Origin of the sequence: Planktothrix mougeotii LEGE 06226, from assembly GCF_015207485.1 — a bacterium.
Taxonomy (GTDB): domain Bacteria; phylum Cyanobacteriota; class Cyanobacteriia; order Cyanobacteriales; family Microcoleaceae; genus Planktothrix.
The window spans coordinates 24,709-43,830 of sequence record NZ_JADEWU010000049.1; the positions used below are offsets into that span (position 1 = coordinate 24,709).

Consider the following 19,122-nt stretch of genomic DNA (forward strand, 5'->3'; position numbering starts at 1 on the left):
TGATAACTGATAGCTGATAGCTGATAGCTGATAACTGATAACTGATAACTGATAACTGATAACTGATAACTGATAACTGATAACTGATAAGATGACAAAATCTGCAAAGCCACGAATTCAACCGCCGACCCCTCCTCCCCCTCGCCGATTTAACGGCCTATTGTTTGTGGGAACAATGGTGTTTAACCTCCTGCTGTTGACGGTGGGTTCGGTGCTGGCTTGGTTTGTGGGGATGGCAATTGCTCAAGTCTATCCGAATTCTCGGTCTGAAGTTCCCTTAACAGAACAGTTGCTTGAGAAAACCCAAAATTGGGGTACCCAGGGAATGATCCCGACTCCGGTGGTGAGTCCCACTTCTGCTTCCCCTCAACCGATCCCCACACCCAGTCAAACTTTAACTGACCCCCAACGTCAACAACTGCGGGTGCAGTTGCAACAACTCCAGGGCCAGTTAAATACGCTCATGGGAAAAACGGCGGCTTTAGAAACCCAATTGGGATCGAGTCGTCCGACGGAACCTTTGGAGGAGCGTTTACAAATTCTCGAACAGCAATTAGGGGCTGCAACTTCAACTTCTGGGTCAGGAAATAAAAAACCGACTCAACCTTCCCCCCCTGGGATTTCCGCAAAGCCGGAACGTCGTCAAAACTCCAATACCTTAATTGTTACGTTTCCCAGTGATGTGTTGTTTGATGTGGGGAGTACGATTTTGCGTCCAGGGGCTAACGTGATTTTAGATACGATTATTGCGGATATTAAAACTTATAAAGGGGCTGCGGTGAGGGTGATTGGTCATACGGATAATCAAGGAAATCCTCAACAAAATTTAGATGTATCTTTTAGTCGTGCAGAAGCGGTGATGAAATATTTATCCGAAGCTGCTGGAACAGACTATCACTGGTCAGCTATTGGATATGGGGGTAATCGTCCTACCGTTAATAATAATTCTGAAAATAATCGCCAACTCAATCGACGTATTGAAGTCGCTATTACACCCTAAAAACAATGAAAGATTCACTCTTAAACTGATAACTGATAACTGATAACTGATAACTGATAACTGATAACTGATTACAACATAATGAAAATCGTTTTTTTTGGTACGCCTCAATTTGCCGTTCCGACTTTAGAACGGTTGTTAGACCATCCTGAATTTGACATTTTAGCCGTTGTGACTCAACCGGATAAACGCCGAGGTCGGGGGAGTCAATTGACCCCTTCTCCGGTCAAAATATTAGCAGAAACCCATCAATTATCGATTTGGCAGCCCAAACGGGTGAAAAAAGATCAAAACACCTTAAATCTATTGCGAGAAGCTCAGGCGGATGTTTTTGTGGTGGTGGCTTATGGACAAATTTTATCCCCAGAAATTCTGGATATGCCTCGGTTGGGATGTGTGAATGGTCATGGCTCAATTTTACCGAAATATCGCGGAGCCGCCCCGATTCAATGGTGTTTATATCATGGGGAAGAGGAAACGGGAATGACTTCTATGTTAATGGATGCTGGGATGGACACTGGGCCGATGTTATTAAAAGCGGTGACACCCATTGGACTGTTAGAAAATGCAACGGATTTAGGACAACGTTTAGCGCAATTGGGGGCTGATTTATTAGTAGAAACGTTAGTAAAATTAGACAGAGGAGAAATTCAACCGATTCCTCAAGATCAAGCCTTGGCAACTTATGCCCCTTTAATTAAAGATCAAGATTATCATTTAGATTGGCATCGATCTGCGATCGCATTACATCATCAAATTCGAGGTTTTTACCCCAACTGTATCACATCATTTCGGGATAAACCCATGAAAGTTTGTGCTACTGTACCTTTAATCCCAGAATATCAGTCCCAATTTCCCCTGCAATACCAAAATTTGCAACAACAATGGCCCTATTTATCCCAACTTTCAGGACAACCGGGAGAAGTAGTCGCTTTAGTTAAACGTTTTGGGCCAGTGGTGCAAACGGGTGCAGGATTACTACTATTGACAGAAGTACAATTAGCTGGGAAACGAGTACAATCGGGTTTGGATTTTGCAAACGGAACCCGTCTGGCGGTTGGAGAAATTTTAGGATAGAATCATTCTGGATCTTAAAATAATAGAGATTTTTACCAGGGGTGCGATTTTCACAGTAGAAAGAGGTAAATCTACCACAATTTTCAACTATAATTCAGCCTCTTTCTCAATTCTTTGTCAGTATCGTCAAAATACAGCAGTCAAATTAACAACAACTACCCAGCAAATCATGGAGATGGTTGGTCAAATTCCAGAGGAAAAATTTCACATTACCCTAGCAGGAGAGAGCGTCTCTGTTCGCTTACCAGAACGTTTAAGTGTGTTAGAGGCGGTTTCCTTTAAAACGACCTGTCAGGATGTTATTTCTCTCAATCCTCCGCCGAAAAAAATTATTTTGGATTTTAGCCAGACTATATTTATTGATAGTAGTGGAATTGGTGCACTGATTAGCAATCTAAAAACAACAAAAGCCAAAGGGATTGACTTGGTTTTAAAATCCGTTGGCTCTCAAGTGATGGCTGTTTTTTCCCTCACTTCCCTCGACCAAGTGTTAACCATAGAACCTCCGAGTGCGGATGACTTACTCAAGGAGAAAGTTCGCGGGGAAAATCGCCTTCCTGTGACTCATCCGTCTATTAGGTCTTGGTTGAAGCGATTCATTGATGTTGTGGGTGCCCTTGTGGGTTTAGGAATTACATCAATCTTAGCAGTTCCGATTATTCTGGCGATTCGTTTAGATAGTCCGGGGCCGATTTTCTTTGGTCAAGTGCGTTGTGGGTGGATGGGAAAACGGTTTCGCATTTGGAAGTTTCGTTCCATGTGTAGCAATGCAGAAGCACTAAAAGATAAAATTCCCAATCAAGCACAAGGGGCTATTTTCAAGAATGATAATGACCCTCGAATTACCAAAGTGGGTCAGTTTTTACGGCGAACCAGTTTAGATGAATTACCGCAATTTTGGAATGTTTTAAAGGGTGAAATGAGTTTAGTGGGGACTCGTCCGCCTACACCGGATGAGGTGGAACGTTATGAAGTTCCTCAATGGCAAAGATTAGATGTTAAGCCGGGAATGACGGGAGAATGGCAAGTAAATGGTCGCTCTCAAGTTAAAAATTTTGAGGATATTATTCGTTTAGATTTGAAGTATCAAGAAAATTGGAGTTTAATTTACGACATGAAGTTAATTGCCAAAACTATAATGGTTGTATTCAAGAAAAATAGCGGTGCTATGTAGAGAATTGATGAGTAATGAAGCGCTACTAGCACAATCTAATCTTCAGGTGAAAACCTCCTTAACCGCCTTAGAAGATGTGTTAAAGTGGTTTGACAGAATCACCTCTACTTTTCTGCCTTCAGATATTTTTCATAAGTGTCAAATTGCTTTAACGGAAGGTTTTACAAACGCTGTGCGCCATGCTCATCGTACCTTACCTGAAACGACACCGATTGAGTTAGAAGTTAAGGTTTTTTCCCCCTGGATTGAAATGCGAATTTGGGACTGGGGAGAACCTTTTAACTTAGAAAAAGCCCTAGAGATGATGAGTGAAATGCACGCTGACCCGTTAGAACATGAAGGCGGACGAGGACTGATTTTTATGTCTAAATTAACGGATGAATTGTATTATACACGGTTAGATGATCAACGCAATTGTTTGGTGATGAGAAAACAAATTTATTAGAGGGAACAGGGAATTACGAATTACGAATTACGAATTACGAATTACGAATAGGGAATCATTTAATATCTGGTCAAAGTTAATGATTTTTCCCATATCCTCCACCCCCTGGGGTTTCTATAACAAAACTATCATTAATATTCATTTCAACGGTGGCGGTACTATCTAATTCTTCTACAGTTTTATCGTTGCGAATTACATAATTTTTACCGACTAAACCGGGTTGTCCGCCGTTTAACCCAAAGGGGGGAATAATGCGATGTTCTGATAATATTGCTGCGGTCATGGGTTCTAAGAATTGAACTTTTCTAATAATCCCATTCCCGCCTTTAAATTGTCCTAAACCGCCGCTATTTTCCCGAATCCTAAATTCTTGTAATAACACCGGATAACGCCATTCTAACACTTCAGGATCAGTTAAACGGGAGTTGGTCATGTGGGTATGAACGGCATCAGTTCCATTATAATTGATTCCTGCACCAGAACCGCCACAAATCGTTTCATAATATTGATAATTTTGATTCCCGAAAGTAAAGTTATTCATGGTTCCTTGAGAGGCTGCCATCACGTTTAACGCGCCATATAAGGTATCAACAATGGCTTGGGAGGTTTCTACGTTTCCAGCAACAACAGCCGCCGGATAACGAGGGTTTAAAAAGCATCCTTCAGGAATAATAATATTTAACGGTTTTAAACATCCCGCATTCAGAGGAATACTATCATTAACTAAGGTTCTAAAAACATATAAAACGGCTGCTTTACAAACCGCTTTTGGCGCGTTAAAATTAGTCGTTAATTGTTCAGATGTTCCGGTAAAATCGATTGTAGCGTTACGGTTATTTTTATCAATTTGAATACTAACTTTAATCACGCCTCCATTATCCATTTGATAAGTAAATTCACCATCTTTTAACACATCAATTGCCTGACGCACGGATTCTTCGGCATTATCCTGAACATACTGCATATAAGTTTTAACCGTATTTAAGCCATATTGAGTAACCATTTTTTGCAATTCTTGAACGCCTTTTTCATTCGCAGCAATTTGCGCTTGTAAATCAGCAATATTTGTGGCGGGATTTCGGGCTGGGTATTTTCCTGATGTTAATAAATTTAAGAGTTCTGTTTCTAAAAATATCCCTTGTTTAACCAATTGAATATTATCAATTAAAATCCCTTCTTCCTCAATATGGGTACTATTTGGAGGCATTGAACCCGGTGTTATTCCCCCAATATCCGCTTGATGTCCCCGTGAAGCAACATAAAATAAAATTTGTTCGCCGGAATCATTAAAAACAGGGGTAATTACAGTAACATCGGGTAAATGAGTGCCTCCATTATAGGGATTATTTAATAAATAAACATCCCCTGGTTTTAGGGTTTCTCCTTTGGCGGCAATTAAACTTTCAACACTTTCACCCATTGACCCCAAATGCACAGGAATATGGGGTGCATTAGCAACTAATTGACCGTTTTGATCAAAAATTGCACAGGAGAAATCAAGACGTTCTTTAATATTAACAGAACTGGCGGTATTTTGCAAGCTGATTCCCATTTGTTCTGCAATAAATTGAAATAGATTTTTAAAGATTTCTAATTTTACAGGGTCAGCTTTTATTTCTCCATTTTCTCTGACTAATGGGGGTTTAATAGAATTAGTTTGTTTTAAAACTAAATAATTTTTTTCTGTTAATTCCGCTTGCCAACCCGGTTCAATAATATTCGTACCAATAGATTCTATAATCATAGCAGGGCCGTTAATAATATCTCCAGGTTGTAAATCATCTCTTTCAAAAATAGGGGTATTTTGCCATTGATTATTGGTATATATAAGAACTGTTGCGATCGCTGTAGGAGGTTCAGTGCGAGTGCGAGTTAATATGGGTTCTTCGGGGGTATCCATTTGTTGAATAATTTCAACGGTGATGGATTCAACAATTAACGCTTTTTCAGGTTTAATAAAGCCATAGCGGGTTTGATGTTCTTGTTCAAATTGTTGGATTAAAGCGGATAGATTAGAAACAAAATTAACGGATAATGTAGAATCTGTTCCCTCATATTTAAGATAAAACTTAAAAATAACCTCGGTTTTTAGTTCAGGATGTTCTAATTCGGCTTTGGCTTCTGTTTCTAAAGAGGAAAAAATCTGTTCTAACTCGGAAACTAATTCAACGGTTAATCGATTTTCAATAGCTTTTTCTCGTAAGATTCGCACATCGGCTAAACCCATTCCATAAGCAGATAAAACTCCGGCGTAGGGATGAATAAAAATCTGTTTAATCCCTAATGTATCGGCAATTAAACAAGCGTGTTGACCCCCTGCACCGCCAAAACAACACAGGGTATAGTTAGAAACATCATAACCCCGTTGTAGGGATATTTTTTTAATCGCATTCGCCATATTTTCAACAGCAATAATAATAAATCCGGTGGCGACTTCTTCCGGTGTTCTGTTATCTCCGGTTTGGGTTTGAATTTCTGTTGCTAACTCTCTAAATTTTTGTTGAACAATTTCAGCATCTAAGGGCAAATCACCGTTTTTTCCAAATACTTTGGGAAAGAATTGAGGTTGAATTTTCCCTAACATGACGTTAGCATCGGTAACGGTTAACGGCCCTCCTAAACGATAACAAGCTGGCCCAGGATTTGCCCCGGCGGACTCTGGCCCAACGCGATATCTTGACCCATCAAATTGTAAAATTGAACCGCCTCCCGCCGCAACGGTATGAATAGCCATCATTGGAGTTCGCATTCTAACTCCGGCTATTTCAGTTTCAAATTGGCGTTCATATTCGCCGTTAAAATGGGCAACGTCGGTTGATGTTCCGCCCATATCAAAAGTAATAATATTCTGAAATCCAGCTTTTAAACTGGTTTGAACTGCGCCTACAATTCCTCCGGCTGGCCCTGATAATATACTATCTTTTCCTTGGAATTTTTGGGCATTGGTTAAGCCACCATTGGATTGCATGAACATTAATTTAATCGCATCTTTTAATAAATTGGGGTTAGAATTGAGTTGAGAGGCAACTTGATTAATATAACGTTTTAAAATAGGCGATAAATAAGCATCAACAACGGTGGTATCCCCTCGGCTGACTAATTTCATTAACGGGCTAATTTGATGGGAAACGGAAATTTGAGTAAAGCCGATTTCTTGGGCTAAGGTGGCGATTTGTTGTTCGTGGTGAGGATAGCGATAACCGTGCATTAAGACAATGGCACAGCTTCTAATTCCGGTTTGATACGCTTGTTTTAATTGGGGTTTTAATGGTTCTAAGTTAAGGGGGATTAATTCTTTGCCTTGGGCGGTATATCGTTCTTCGACTTCGATCACTTGTTCATAGAGCATTTCGGGTAAAATAATCTGACGGGCGAAGATATTGGGGCGATTTTGATAGCCGATTCTTAACGCATCTTTGAAGCCTTGGGTTATTATTAAAAGAGTGCGATCGCCTTTTCGTTCTAATAAGGCATTGGTGGCAACGGTGGTTCCCATTTTCACTTCAGAAATTAATTCACTGGGAATGGGTTGTTCTGGGGATAATTCTAATATTTCTCGGATGCCTTGAATAACAGCATCGGAATAGCGTTGGGGATTTTCTGATAATAATTTATGGGTGGTTAAACTTCCATCAGGTTTGCGGGCAACAATATCGGTAAAGGTGCCGCCTCGGTCAATCCAAAATTGATAGGTTGTAGCGTTGGGTTGGGGTGTGGAAGTCATGAGCTAATTTTAATCATTAATGCCCTGAACTAAAGTTCGGGCTGAAAGCTAACGTTATCTAAAGATAACTCAAGATTTGATTTTCTTAACCCGTTTTAACGGGTTTTTGCTTTTAGCCTGAAATTTATTTCAAGGCTTAGAATTCGGCTTCACCGTCACCCCATCACACAAACGTCTATCCTCCTCACTCACACTCGAACTATTCTCCAGATAATCCTTCATCCACTCACAAGCCGATATCATTAATTGGTCTAAATCCAAATGCCACAGCTTGATAGTCGTGTCTAAACTCCCAGAAGCCAGGGTTTGGCCGTCAGGACTCCAACTCACACTCAAGACCGAACCCTCGTGACCCTTGAGAGTGTGCAACAGTTGACCTTCTCGACTCCACAGCTTAATGGTGTTGTCATAACTGCCAGAAGCCAGGGTTTGGCCGTCGGGACTCCAACTCACACTCCAGACCGGACTCTGATGACCGTTGAGGGTGTTTAACAGCTTACCCTCTTTGTTCCACAGCTTGATGGTGTTGTCATAACTGCCAGAAGCCAGGGTTTGGCCGTCGGGACTCCAACTCACACTCCTGACCGGACTCTGAGCTTCCAAACTATTCCGCTCTCTGATGTTATACAACATCTTCTCAAGGGTGGTAGCGGTTTGCAAACGGGTATTATTTTTATTCCAAACCGAGGGATCTAATTTTTTGAGTTGTTTGGCGGCGGTTAAGGCTTCTTTCAGGGCTAATAATCCTTGACCTAAACTTAGTAATTCCCGTGCAGAAGATGCTTTTAACCTGATATCTGTGGCGGCTAAATTCAACTCGGCTTCTTTGACTGCGGTTTCAGCTTGTTTCTGTTTGGCTTGAGCTTCTTCGATAATAATATTAGCTTCCTTTTGCGCCTGAATTAAAATTTCATTAGCCTGTTTTTGGGCTTCTAATTCATTCTGGATAACTCGTTTATCTAACTCTTCACTGGCGGCTAAATATTGATAATCTTCACTACTCAGGCTTTTTCCCTCAGCCCATTTTTTCGCTTCTTGTAACGCTTCCCCCTGCAACAACCGGGACTCATCCTGACGTCCTGACTTTTCCCAAGCACTAAACCCTTCCGAGTAGGGTCGTAAATCTGCTAAAGCGGTTTCTACCCAAATTAAATTAAAAACCGTTGCATAAATTTGATTATAAACCTTCAGTTTTCCCTGATTTTTTACCACTAATCCCGATAGCCGCAACATCACTTGATCGGGGTTATCTTCCGCCAGAATTCTTTGCTGTTGTAAAATTTGTTGATAGAGTCCCAGAAGCCGTCCCGTGCGTTGATGTCCAGCATAGAAAATTCGATCTCGAATCGTTCTCAAATGTTCAGGGGTGTCCTGTCCTTCCCAATTACTAATAATGCGGTCTTGCACTAAGTTTTCTACCCATTCTGCTTCTTGAGTCGGGGGAATAATTTGATGAGTTTCTCGAATTAATAGACAGAGTTTTTGCGTTAAAAACGGTTGTCCTCCTGTCCAAGTTAACACCGCTTCTAATACCTTTTCAGGGTAATCTGTTTGCGTCCTCAACCCATCCGCGAGGGGATAGGATTCTGTTAACTGAAATCCCGTTAATTCAATCGCCCGACCAATATTAAAGGGGGTGCGTCGTTTATCTTGTATTAAATCCGGTGGTGTTGTCACCCCTAATAACGCAAAAGTTAACCGTTGATAACTGGGTTGATCTACCCGATGATTATAACACTCTCGAATTAAAGCAAAAAAGTCATCACTTTTAAACGGTAAACTTAAAATACTATCAATTTCATCAATAAAAATCACAATCGGTTTTGTAATTAATTTTAGGAGAATGTCTTCTAAAAACCTACCAAACCGTTGTGTATAGGATAAATGGTGATGATTTTCCCACCATTCCTCCGAGCCAAATTCCTCATACAATTCTAAACTATTACTAATTTCTTCTATTATCCCTCGATACCACTGTTCGGGGGTAATTTCTAAAGTTCCAATGGCAGTAATATCAATGGCAACACAAGCATATCCCTCCTGTTCTAACCGTCGCATGGTTTGAACCCTTAAACTGGATTTTCCCATTTGCCGACAGTTGAGAACATAACAAAAATCTCCCTGTTTTAAAGCTTCATAAAATTCCTGATCAGCCACTCTTTTAATATAGGTAGGAGCATCAACGGGAAGACTACCCCCCACTTGATAATTATAGGAAGATAAAGGAGGATTATTATTCATCATTATACCTCCAAGCGATCGCTAAAATAAAGCCGATAAAGATTACACAACGGAATCACATCATTACCCCGAAATTTAACTAACCCCATACTTCTTAGCTTAAACCCTAAAGTGCTTTCCAGTCGTACAGGATTGTCAGAAGCTACAACTTTTTTCATCGCCGTTGCTAATTCCCCATTATTTTGATTTAAGTTAAATAAAAGACGACGTAAATGATCACTATATAACCCTTGTTCCGTTGGGGAAATCTTGATAAATTCTTCTAAGGTTAAATAATTTCTTGCCATTTCATACAACGCTTTCCTGACTAAATAAGGGTGTCCATCCACCATTTCCATTAACGTTTCTATTTCTGCATTTGACCAGTTTAAACCCTGTCGTTTAACTAAATCTGTAACTTGTTCTACCGTGAATTCAGGTAATTCAATCGGTAAACCCACATTAAAGGGAGATTGATTAATATTTAAGGGGATATAAACTTCTTTAGAATGAGCAATCACCAACCGTAACTTTTGCCATGAGGGCTCATTTTTGCCCTTTTCGTGCCAAGTTCGCAACATTCCAAAAAATTCTTGAGCAATTTCAAGATGTTGAAACACCTGATCCACTTCATCTAATCCCAAGGTTAAGGGTTGAGAAATAGTTTTGAGTAAATAGCGTTGAAAATAATTACTACAATTGGTTTTACTGCCTAAACTCCCTTGCCACCGATCTGTTAATTGATCATCCACTTCTAACGCATTAGCAACATTAGCACAAAATCCTTTTAAAAATGGATCAAGACTATTCAAAGAATCGAGATCAAATTCTTGAAAATTGAGATAGGCGGTTTGATGTTGCTTTTGTCTAGCGTGATTCAGAATCCGTTGAATTAAAGAAGTTTTTCCCATTTGTCGAGGAGCTTTAATTCTAATTAATGCCCCTGTTTTTAATATCGCTTCATAACAATTTAATTCAATGGGAGGACGTTCAATATAAAGGGGAGAATCTAAACTTACTGATCCTTCAGGATTCTCTAAAATATCAGAGGAATTCGTTATTGATGGGGAGGATATTTTGGATAAACCAGATTTTTTAATTTGCGGAGAGTCTAAATCACCTTGTCGTTTAATAATCGGGGTTAATTCCTCATTAATTCCTGCCATACTAATACTCGTACAGCCTGATCTATAAGCAAATTCAAAGTCTTTTCCCGCCCCCAAAGCATCATAAAATCCCATTGCAAATGCAATAGCAGCTTGATCACTCACTGCCTGTTTCATCCCAATTACATGAGGAATATACTTAACAATAGCTTGGGCTTGAACTTCCGAATAACAAGCATTTAAAACCACACATTCTATCTGTTCTTTAAACAGTTCAAATAAACGCCCTAACGCCTCAGCACTCACCCGTTTGACTTGTCCCTGTTCATCTTCTAACTCTAACCCACCCTTTCCGACTCCATGACCGGAAAAGTGAATAATTTGAGGGTTTAAGTCTAAGATAGCACGCTGCATATCTTTCGGTGTGACTGCGGATCTTTTCTCTAACTTAAATCCTGCTCTTTTTTCAGCCCTTTTTAATCCTTCTTCGATTGCTTTAACTTCTTTATCTAAACGTAACTGGCAAGAAAATTCAGGATTTGCGGCTAAAAATAAAATTGTTTTTTTCCTGCGATTTGTATTGCTCATTAAAATAACTCCTACTATACACACTGTACGAGGTAAAAAATTCTCAATTTCCTGCGATTGAGTTTGATTTTAAACCCTATTGCCCCAACCGAGGAAAGTCTGTCATTTTTACTAGACAAAAAAGCCGTCCTAGAAGAGCTTGCCCTGAGTCCTGTTCTCAGCTTTGTCGAAGGGACAGGGCTTTAAACCCAATTTTTTCGGTAAATTGAAGAGGGGGTAGGGTTTAGCCTGTGGGGTTTAGGGGAACAAGAGGGGGGTAGACTTTGTAAATTTCTTCTTGCTTTAGTTGGAGGATTGGCTTAAGATCTGCCATGATTTTATCAGGTTTTCTGTTTTCAACAGACCTGCTCGTTTACAATGGCTTAATCTCCTCTGACCAAAAAACGAGACGCAAGCCCCTGGCTTCAGACATGGGGATAAGTCGGTAGGGATTTTTAAATCCCGTGAAACGATTGTGTGGCTTTAGCCACAGTGGTATAATGAAGACAAAGCAAGTAAGAATAACCATCTACGTGTTGATTCATCCTAGTACGGAGAAATCCCGGCAACGGACATACCCAACTTGATTTGGAATAGTTAAAGGGCAAATAATGGCAGGATGTTGAGCGTACCTAACTGGCATTGTGATGGACTCGGAAAGCGAAAACAATTTAAAAGTAAGCGCAATTGCAATACCTGTCGTAGTTGTAGTTGTTTTGAGCGTCTAGGGTGTTTTTGCCAGCACCATTGAAACTTCGTTTGTGGAGTCTTCAAGAATCCCCCGGCTTTAGCCGTGGGGAGTGTCAAAGCAGGACAAACCTTAAAAATTACTCCCTTTGAGTCAGGGAATTGTCAATGTAAACTCGACTTCGGTTTGTTCAGTACGGTCACAGGTTCTCAGACTAGCTTGGGAAGTGAGCCTGATATTCAGCAACTGACTTCCAAGTCCGAGCTAGGCTGAAGTCGCGATTATGAGGAAACGGTGAAGGAATGACGACACCCCAATTTGATCAAACCCGCTTATCTCCATCGGAATTCTCTGAGGAGGTTTCGAGTTCTTCACCCTCGGAGAACATCTCAGAAACTACCGTAGAGGAAAAGCAAACTGTCCAGAAACGAATTCCATTGAAACTTCCGCCTTGGTTTTGGGGCTGGCCGTTTCTGTGGTTGATTATTTTCTTGGGGTTTGGAACACTGGGGACGGGGGCTCTGCTGTGGTTATTAACGATGCCTCCAGCGCCGAACTGTGAAGAAATCTCGCCCTTATCTCCCGATAGTGAACGGTTATATTGTGCTGATCTCGCTACAAAATCGGGCAAAATAGAACCGTTACGTCAAGCCTTTACCTTAATTGCCACTTGGCCCGCAGATCACCCGCTTCAGGGACTCGCGCAACAAAAAATGGAACAGTGGTCACAGGCATTAATTGAAATTGCCAAGCAAAAAATTGATAGCAATGGGGATTTAAACGCAGCTTTAGCCATTGTTAATATTGTTCCGAAAAATACCCCGGCTTATGAACGGGTGGAAATTGCCATAGAGGGCTGGAAAAATAATTGGGATCAAGGGCAAAAAATTTATGATAAAGCCCTGAAAGCTATGCAAGATTTAGATTGGACGCAAGCTTTTGGATATGCCCAAGCGTTATCAAAATTAAATAATACCCATTGGAGTGAAAAGCGGTTTAATGAAATCATGGATCGCTTAAGTTTGGAACGCCAAGGCAATCAACGCTTGAATGAAGCCCGTGAGTTAGCCAAGGAAAATACTCCTGAAAAATTAGCCGAAGCGATCGCTTTAGCTAACAAAATTGACAAAAAACTTTATATTCAAGCTGGGGCGGTCAAAGAAATTAAAAATTGGAGTCGCTCTTTACTGGATTTAGCCGTTAAAGAATTAAAAGAAAAAAAGATAGAGGGTTTCACAGATATTGCCAGTTTGGTTCCCCACTATTCGCCTTTGTATGCAGAATCCCAAAATTTGATTTTAATGGGTCAAATTAAAGCCCTCAGTTGGAATCAAACCAATAGTCAACCCATTTGGCAACAAATGGCGGTTCTTTGGGAAGGACAATCGGCTTTAGATAAAATGGGGAATAATCGTCCTCCCTATCCAGAAGCGCAAGTTAAACCGGAAGAGGTTTCACAACAGATTCAAAATCTGCTTAATTTACAGTTGGCGACGGTTGTGGCGAATATTGATCATCCTTTGACGTTACAACTGGCTATTGATCAAGCCCAGATGATTACGCCTCAACAACCTCGGCGAGTTCACGCTCAAACCTTAGTCGCCCATTGGCGTAAGGAAATTCAACGATTAGAAGATCAGCCCTATCTGGCTTTAGCTCGACGGTTAGCCCAAACAGAAACTATAGACGGGTTTCAAACGGCTGTGCAGCAAGCTCGTCAAGTCGCTTTGGGACGCCCGTTACGGGTTGAAGCTCAAACATTAATTGCTGAATGGACAAAACGGATTGAAATTATTGAGGATCAACCGCTTCTGAATGAAGCCTTAGCCTTAGCAAAACAGGGAAATCTGAGTGCTGCGATTGATAAAGCCTCTAAAATTAACTCAGGTCGAGCGTTGTATCAGCCAGCACGGGATAAAATTTCCGCTTGGGTGGCGCAAGTACAAACGACAGAAGATCGACCGATTTTGAATCGAGCTTATGATTTGGCTGGAAAGGGAAATCTCAGTGGCGCCATTGCTGAAGCTTCGCAAATTCGATACGGTCGGGCGTTATATTCTGAAGCTCAAGGGGCGATTGCTGGCTGGGCTTCGGAACGGGATGCAGCCATTTCCGCACAACAACAACCTGTAGAAGAAGCTCGTCCTGTCTCTCAAACAGATTCCTACTATAATGATTCCGGTTATGCCAGCGATAGTGGTAATTCTAATTATTCAGAACCTTCCTATTCTAGCGATAGCGGGAATTCTAATTATTCAGAACCTTCCTATTCTGGCGATAGCGGGAATTACAACTATTCAGAACCTTCCTATTCTGGCGATAGCGGAGGTTATGACTATTCAGAACCTTCCTATTCCAACGATAGCGGAGGTTATGACTCAACAGTAGCCCCAGATTACGGTTATTCAGATTATCCTCCCGCACCAGCAGAACCTCCCCCTGCACCGGAACCTGCGCCCGAACCTGCTGCTGCTGCACCGGAACCTGCACCGGAACCTGCACCGGAACCTGCACTAGAACCCAGCCCCAGTGATGGAAATAATGCACCTAATCCTAATTTATTTTTAGAATAGGTAGGCTAGAGGCTGTCTTTAGAATTTAACGGGTTAAAGACGCTTCTAGGGGAACTTCTTCAACAACGGGATGTTTTTCCAAGGTTAAATTAGACTGTTGAGAACCCGATAAACGCTTGAGTAACTTGGGTTTTGGGTCATGAAGCAGATAAATAATTTGATCTCCGACTTGCCAAGATTCCGAGGCGGGTAATACTTGCAGATTGCCATCTCGTTCGATTAATAAAGGGATTAATTCTCCAGAGCGAATTAATGCTTGCAGGTGCGCTCGTTGAAACTCTAAACCGGGTTGGCGTAAGACCGTTTCTCCTAATTTCACTTCTCGGTCTTCGAGATAGGTATTCCATTGTTTTAAGGGTAAATCGGGGATAAAAGCTTGTTGAACTTTCTCTCGATTTACTGTTGTTTTTGTTTGCGGTTCACGGGGAAATAATGCCAACACACGGGGAGGGTTAAATTCCGTATCAGCCCGTTCTGCTAAAACAACATTCACTTCTCCATTACTCGTCATTGCTAAGAAGGTTCCGATTGATTCTAATCCCGCTTCTTCTAATACATTGGGATCTAAAGCACTACTTTGATAAACGGTTAATCCTTGCTGTCTTGCTTGTTCACAGGCTTCAGGATCAGTATCAATCATCACAACTAATTCATCCCGTTCTTGGAATAATTTGCCGATTAATCGACTCAAAGGATTTGAACCCACAATTACCGCCCCCGTTACTGAACTCGACGTAATCCCTAGGGTTTTCGCCATCCATCGAGCCGTTAATCCTTGAATCACCACCGTCATAATAATCGTTAAAAACACTAACGCTTTAATCGAATCTCCCCCGTTAATGCCACGTTGGGTTAGTAGAATTGCAAATAAAGAGGCAACGGAAGCAGAAACAATTCCTCTGGGTGAAACCCAAGACGCAAATAATTTTTGTCGCCAATTCAGATTACTATTTAAAGTACAAAGCCAAATATTAATCGGACGCACCACCCACATTAAGGCTAAAACTGTAAAAACACTTCCCCATCCCAACGCCACAATACTATCTAAAGATAAATCCGCCGCTAATAAAATAAATAAAACCGACACCGCTAACATTGTTAATTGACCTTTAAATCGGAGTAACTGACGCATATCGGGAATCCCCACATAACGCACCATCATTCCTGTCACAACCGTTGTCATTAACCCCGATTCACTCATCAGCAATTCTGCAATATCAAATAATCCCCAAAGGGCAGCTAATACGACTAAATTTTTTAATTCTTCTGACATAAATTGGGCTGTTTTTAACAACCATCCCAAGATTCCGCCCCCAATTACCCCAATTCCTGCCCCAATACTCAAACGTAATAGCAATTGTCCCATAATTTCTAAAGGGTCAGTATTGCCATTTAACACAACGTTCAGCACTAAAACCGCTAAAATTGCCCCAACAGGGTCAATCAGAACCCCTTCCCCTTCTAATAAAGCGGACACCTGACGGTCTACAGAAACCTGTTTTAACAATGGCCCGATCACCGTTGGGCCTGTAACAACGACTAAGGAAGCGTAGAGAAAGGCAATGGGCCAGGGAAACTCCCCTAACCAATGGGCAGCCATCCCAGCCCCCATTAGGGTGATTAAGGTTCCAAACGTGACTAAATTGCGAATACTGCCCGAAACTTGACCTAACGCCCGCAGGTCTAAACTTAATCCCCCTTCAAATAATATTAAAGCGACGGAGAGGGAGACAATCACTTCTAACCCACTTCCCAAAAGGTTCGGCTGCACTAAACTCAAGCCATCATTGCCGACGAGAATCCCAAAGAATAACAGAAAAACGATGGCAGGAACTTTCAGGTAGTCTGCCAAGACTTGAGCCGTAATCCCTGCAATGACGGTAATCACCATGAGCAGGGTAATGTGAAAAGATGATGTTTCCATAGGCGCTATTGTCGCAGGCTACCCACTGAAATGGGAAGGGGGTCAATGCAGTTACTAAAAATCTAACTAATTCTCCTCAATCTTAGTCATTTTGATAGCTAAATGCTAATCATAACCCATGTTTCAGGGGAAGAGAGTAGCGAGAGGATTGTATAGAGTCGGAGTAGTTCACAGTGATTTAACCACCGACTGGGGATTTCGCTTCTTGAGCCACAATTTCCACTTCATCCTCTGCTAATTGTCTTAACAAAGTTTCAGCTTCACTACCTCCTAAACGAACTAAAGCTTGAACAACTCGATAACGAACTTGCCAGTCGGAATTGGTTACAAAAGGAACTAATAAAGGAATTGCTCTGTGATCTCCTAATTCTCCTAATGCGCTAATGGCAACGGTTTGAATCAGAGTATTTTCATCTTGAAGGGCTTGTTCTAATAGTTCAAAAGCACGAGGTTCTTCTATTCCTCCCACTGCCGCAACAATACTCAGTTTCAGTAACCATTCAGAGGTTGTATTGTAAACAGTTTGCAGATCATCAAACGCATTTTGAAATTTTAAAGCCCCTAATCCATCGGCGGCAGCAGCTTGTACATCGACTTCAGGATCATTTAATAAGTGATGGCGCAATATTTCATAAGCCATTTCTAAATTCTGTTCCCCCAAAGTTGCCATTTGACTAACGGCAGCATATCGAACTCGACTATTACTATCTTTAATCGGGATTTGAATTAACTCAAATGCAATTGCAGGTTCTAATTCTCGGAGTTGATTTACACCGCGTAAGCGATCGCCTAAATCACTAGAACTTAACAAATTTTGAACAGATTCAGGGGTAATTGTCATAAAAATTAAAGTTGTGAAATGAAGGATCTAAACCGTTTTGAAATGATTGGATAATATCACGTTCTTCGACATCAATACATCAGTATTTTCTAATTCTTAAAAATTTTTCATCATAATTGAACGGCTGGAGTAAAAACGAAATACCCCAACCTGATCTCCTGTTGTATTCAATTCACCCGACATTTGCAGCCGAATCAATTAAGTTTCCGATTGCCTAATCTGCCTTTGAACTCTGCGTTGTTGCCATCACCCGCAAAATATCCCCACAGGTCAGAATCCCAATCACTTTACCCGATTGCTCTACCACAGGTAAACGGTGAACCCGTTTTTCATTAAATAACCGAGCCGCATCGGATAACGATTTATTCGGCGTAATAGTCACCAGGGGTGCAGGAGTCATGACTTCACCCACCGTTTGGCCTAAAGCTTTATGGAGTTCCTGTTCATACCGGGAAAAGTTTTCCAAGTAAATCACACTATCGAGAAACGTAATATAGGCGGGTGGAGTCACACCGCTTTCCTGCCACATCAAGTCTGTTCCAGAGATAATCCCCACTAAATGACCCGATGAATTGACCACAGGTAAACAACCGATATGTCTGTCCACCATAAGTTGAAGTGCCTCTCTGAGTGGCATCTCTGGTTGAGCCAGAATCGGATTGGGGGTCATCACCTCAGCAACAGTCTTGGGCATGATTTCCAGTCTTTGATTGATAAACTTCTCTACTGTTGATCATATCAGTTCTAAGATTCCTTGCTCATACTCCCCAGAAAGATTTCAGGGTCTTCAGGGACTTTTCTTGTAGAATCAGGGGAGAGATCAAATCTTAATTTCCTATGGAAAAATCAATCAGGTCTGTTTGGAAAGTTAAATATTTCTCTGTCTTGGTGACAGTAATGGTCGTCATTATCACTCAGTTGACGTTAGTTTATCCGGCTTCAGCCTTAAGAGTTTCTGCTTCTCCAGTGATAGCCAGTTTATTTTCTTTTTCAGGAACTCGACCCTCAAATCTCGGTATTAAAGACGGTAAATTTTCGCCTTGTCCTAATACTCCGAATTGTGTTTCTAGCCAAAGTATAGATGCTCTTCATCAAATTGAACCTTTCAGCTACTCAGATGATCCTGAAACAGCATTTAAACAGATTCAAACGATTCTGGAAAATACAGAAAATGCTGCTATTATTACGGCTGAACCTAATTATATTTACGCCGAATTTACCTCACCCTTGATGGGATTTGTCGATGATGTAGAATTTTATTTAGATGAACAAGAAACTTTAATTCAAGTTCGTTCAGCCTCCCGTTTAGGGGAATCGGATTTAGGGGTAAATCGGAAACGCATTGAAACGATTCGAGAACAATTTCAATAAATTGTAGTAAGCCCTTCAGGGCTTCAATCAACTGTAGTAAGCCCTTCAGGGCTTCAATCAACTGTAGTAAGCCCTTCAAGGCTTCAATCAACTGTAGTAAGCCCTTCAGGGCTTCAATCAACTGTAGTAAGCCCTTCAGGGCTTCAATCAACTGTAGTAAGCCCTATCAATAAAACCTCCTACAAAATTTGTAGGAGGTTTTAAAATAAATCCGATGTTTTTAAACAGTCCCTAGTAATTAGAGATTCTAATTACAGAGCGTTACCGCGAGGTAGAACTTCTTCAGGGAAAATAAAGTTTTCGTGGGGTTGATCCGCAGGAGCCATCCAAGCCCGCAGACCTTCATTTAACAGAATGTTCTTGGTATAGAACGTTTCAAACTCAGGATCTTCAGCCGCCCGTAATTCTTGGG

Annotated in this window: 12 protein-coding genes and 1 pseudogene; 6 read left to right on the forward strand and 7 right to left on the reverse strand. The window is 41.1% G+C overall.

Annotation, left to right across the window (positions count from 1 at the left end):
* Window positions 1–91 precede the first annotated feature (91 nt).
* The 4 genes from IQ236_RS18365 (at window position 92) to IQ236_RS18380 (ending at window position 3,696) form a co-directional block, all read left to right on the forward strand.
* The gene (locus tag IQ236_RS18365; RefSeq protein WP_193870639.1) at window positions 92–1,000 is read left to right on the forward strand and encodes an OmpA family protein; all 909 of its coding nucleotides are present in this window, start codon (window positions 92–94) and stop codon (window positions 998–1,000) included.
* Window positions 1,001–1,081: 81 nt separating this feature from the next.
* Entirely contained in the window at window positions 1,082–2,077 is a 996-nt protein-coding gene (gene fmt, locus IQ236_RS18370) for a methionyl-tRNA formyltransferase (protein ID WP_193870640.1), read from the forward strand.
* A gap of 175 nt (window positions 2,078–2,252) precedes the next feature.
* Window positions 2,253–3,251, forward strand: coding sequence for a sugar transferase (locus IQ236_RS18375; protein WP_193870641.1), 999 nt, complete (start codon window positions 2,253–2,255; stop codon window positions 3,249–3,251).
* Window positions 3,252–3,258: 7 nt separating this feature from the next.
* Window positions 3,259–3,696, forward strand: a complete 438-nt coding sequence (locus IQ236_RS18380; protein ID WP_193870642.1) for an ATP-binding protein — start codon at window positions 3,259–3,261, stop codon at window positions 3,694–3,696.
* A 76-nt stretch (window positions 3,697–3,772) separates the two neighbouring features.
* Here the strand turns inward: IQ236_RS18380 and IQ236_RS18385 are convergent, their stop codons facing one another.
* The 3 genes from IQ236_RS18385 to IQ236_RS18395 all read right to left on the reverse strand — a co-directional run bounded on the left by IQ236_RS18385 (window position 3,773) and on the right by IQ236_RS18395 (window position 11,334).
* Complete coding sequence (locus IQ236_RS18385) at window positions 3,773–7,420, reverse strand: hydantoinase B/oxoprolinase family protein (RefSeq protein WP_193870643.1); 3,648 nt, start codon at window positions 7,418–7,420, stop codon at window positions 3,773–3,775.
* A gap of 129 nt (window positions 7,421–7,549) precedes the next feature.
* On the reverse strand, window positions 7,550–9,661 hold the full coding sequence (locus IQ236_RS18390; protein ID WP_193870648.1) for an AAA-like domain-containing protein: 2,112 nt from the start codon (window positions 9,659–9,661) through the stop codon (window positions 7,550–7,552).
* A 2-nt stretch (window positions 9,662–9,663) separates the two neighbouring features.
* Window positions 9,664–11,334: an AAA-like domain-containing protein gene (locus IQ236_RS18395; protein ID WP_193870644.1), complete on the reverse strand. Its 1,671-nt coding sequence runs from the start codon at window positions 11,332–11,334 to the stop codon at window positions 9,664–9,666.
* A gap of 969 nt (window positions 11,335–12,303) precedes the next feature.
* Here IQ236_RS18395 and IQ236_RS18400 point away from each other — a divergent pair.
* Window positions 12,304–14,574, forward strand: a complete 2,271-nt coding sequence (locus tag IQ236_RS18400; RefSeq protein ID WP_193870645.1) for a hypothetical protein — start codon at window positions 12,304–12,306, stop codon at window positions 14,572–14,574.
* A 25-nt stretch (window positions 14,575–14,599) separates the two neighbouring features.
* On the opposite strand, the gene IQ236_RS18405 is transcribed toward IQ236_RS18400, so the two are convergent.
* From IQ236_RS18405 to IQ236_RS18415, 3 genes are all read right to left on the reverse strand, one after another.
* Window positions 14,600–16,498: a cation:proton antiporter gene (locus tag IQ236_RS18405; protein WP_190517335.1), complete on the reverse strand. Its 1,899-nt coding sequence runs from the start codon at window positions 16,496–16,498 to the stop codon at window positions 14,600–14,602.
* Window positions 16,499–16,676: 178 nt separating this feature from the next.
* Window positions 16,677–17,339, reverse strand: coding sequence for a phycobilisome degradation protein NblB (nblB, locus tag IQ236_RS18410; protein WP_193870646.1), 663 nt, complete (start codon window positions 17,337–17,339; stop codon window positions 16,677–16,679).
* 214 nt (window positions 17,340–17,553) lie between these two features.
* On the reverse strand, window positions 17,554–18,033 hold the full coding sequence (locus IQ236_RS18415; RefSeq protein WP_190517331.1) for a CBS domain-containing protein: 480 nt from the start codon (window positions 18,031–18,033) through the stop codon (window positions 17,554–17,556).
* A 143-nt stretch (window positions 18,034–18,176) separates the two neighbouring features.
* Here IQ236_RS18415 and IQ236_RS18420 point away from each other — a divergent pair, with 143 nt between their 5' ends.
* Window positions 18,177–18,710 carry a DUF1499 domain-containing protein gene (locus tag IQ236_RS18420; RefSeq protein WP_228041727.1) on the forward strand — a complete coding sequence of 178 codons (534 nt, stop codon included), beginning with the start codon at window positions 18,177–18,179 and terminating at the stop codon, window positions 18,708–18,710.
* 251 nt (window positions 18,711–18,961) lie between these two features.
* Here the strand turns inward: IQ236_RS18420 and IQ236_RS18425 are convergent.
* A pseudogene (locus tag IQ236_RS18425) lies at window positions 18,962–19,122 on the reverse strand (photosystem II D2 protein (photosystem q(a) protein)); the annotation flags it as partial.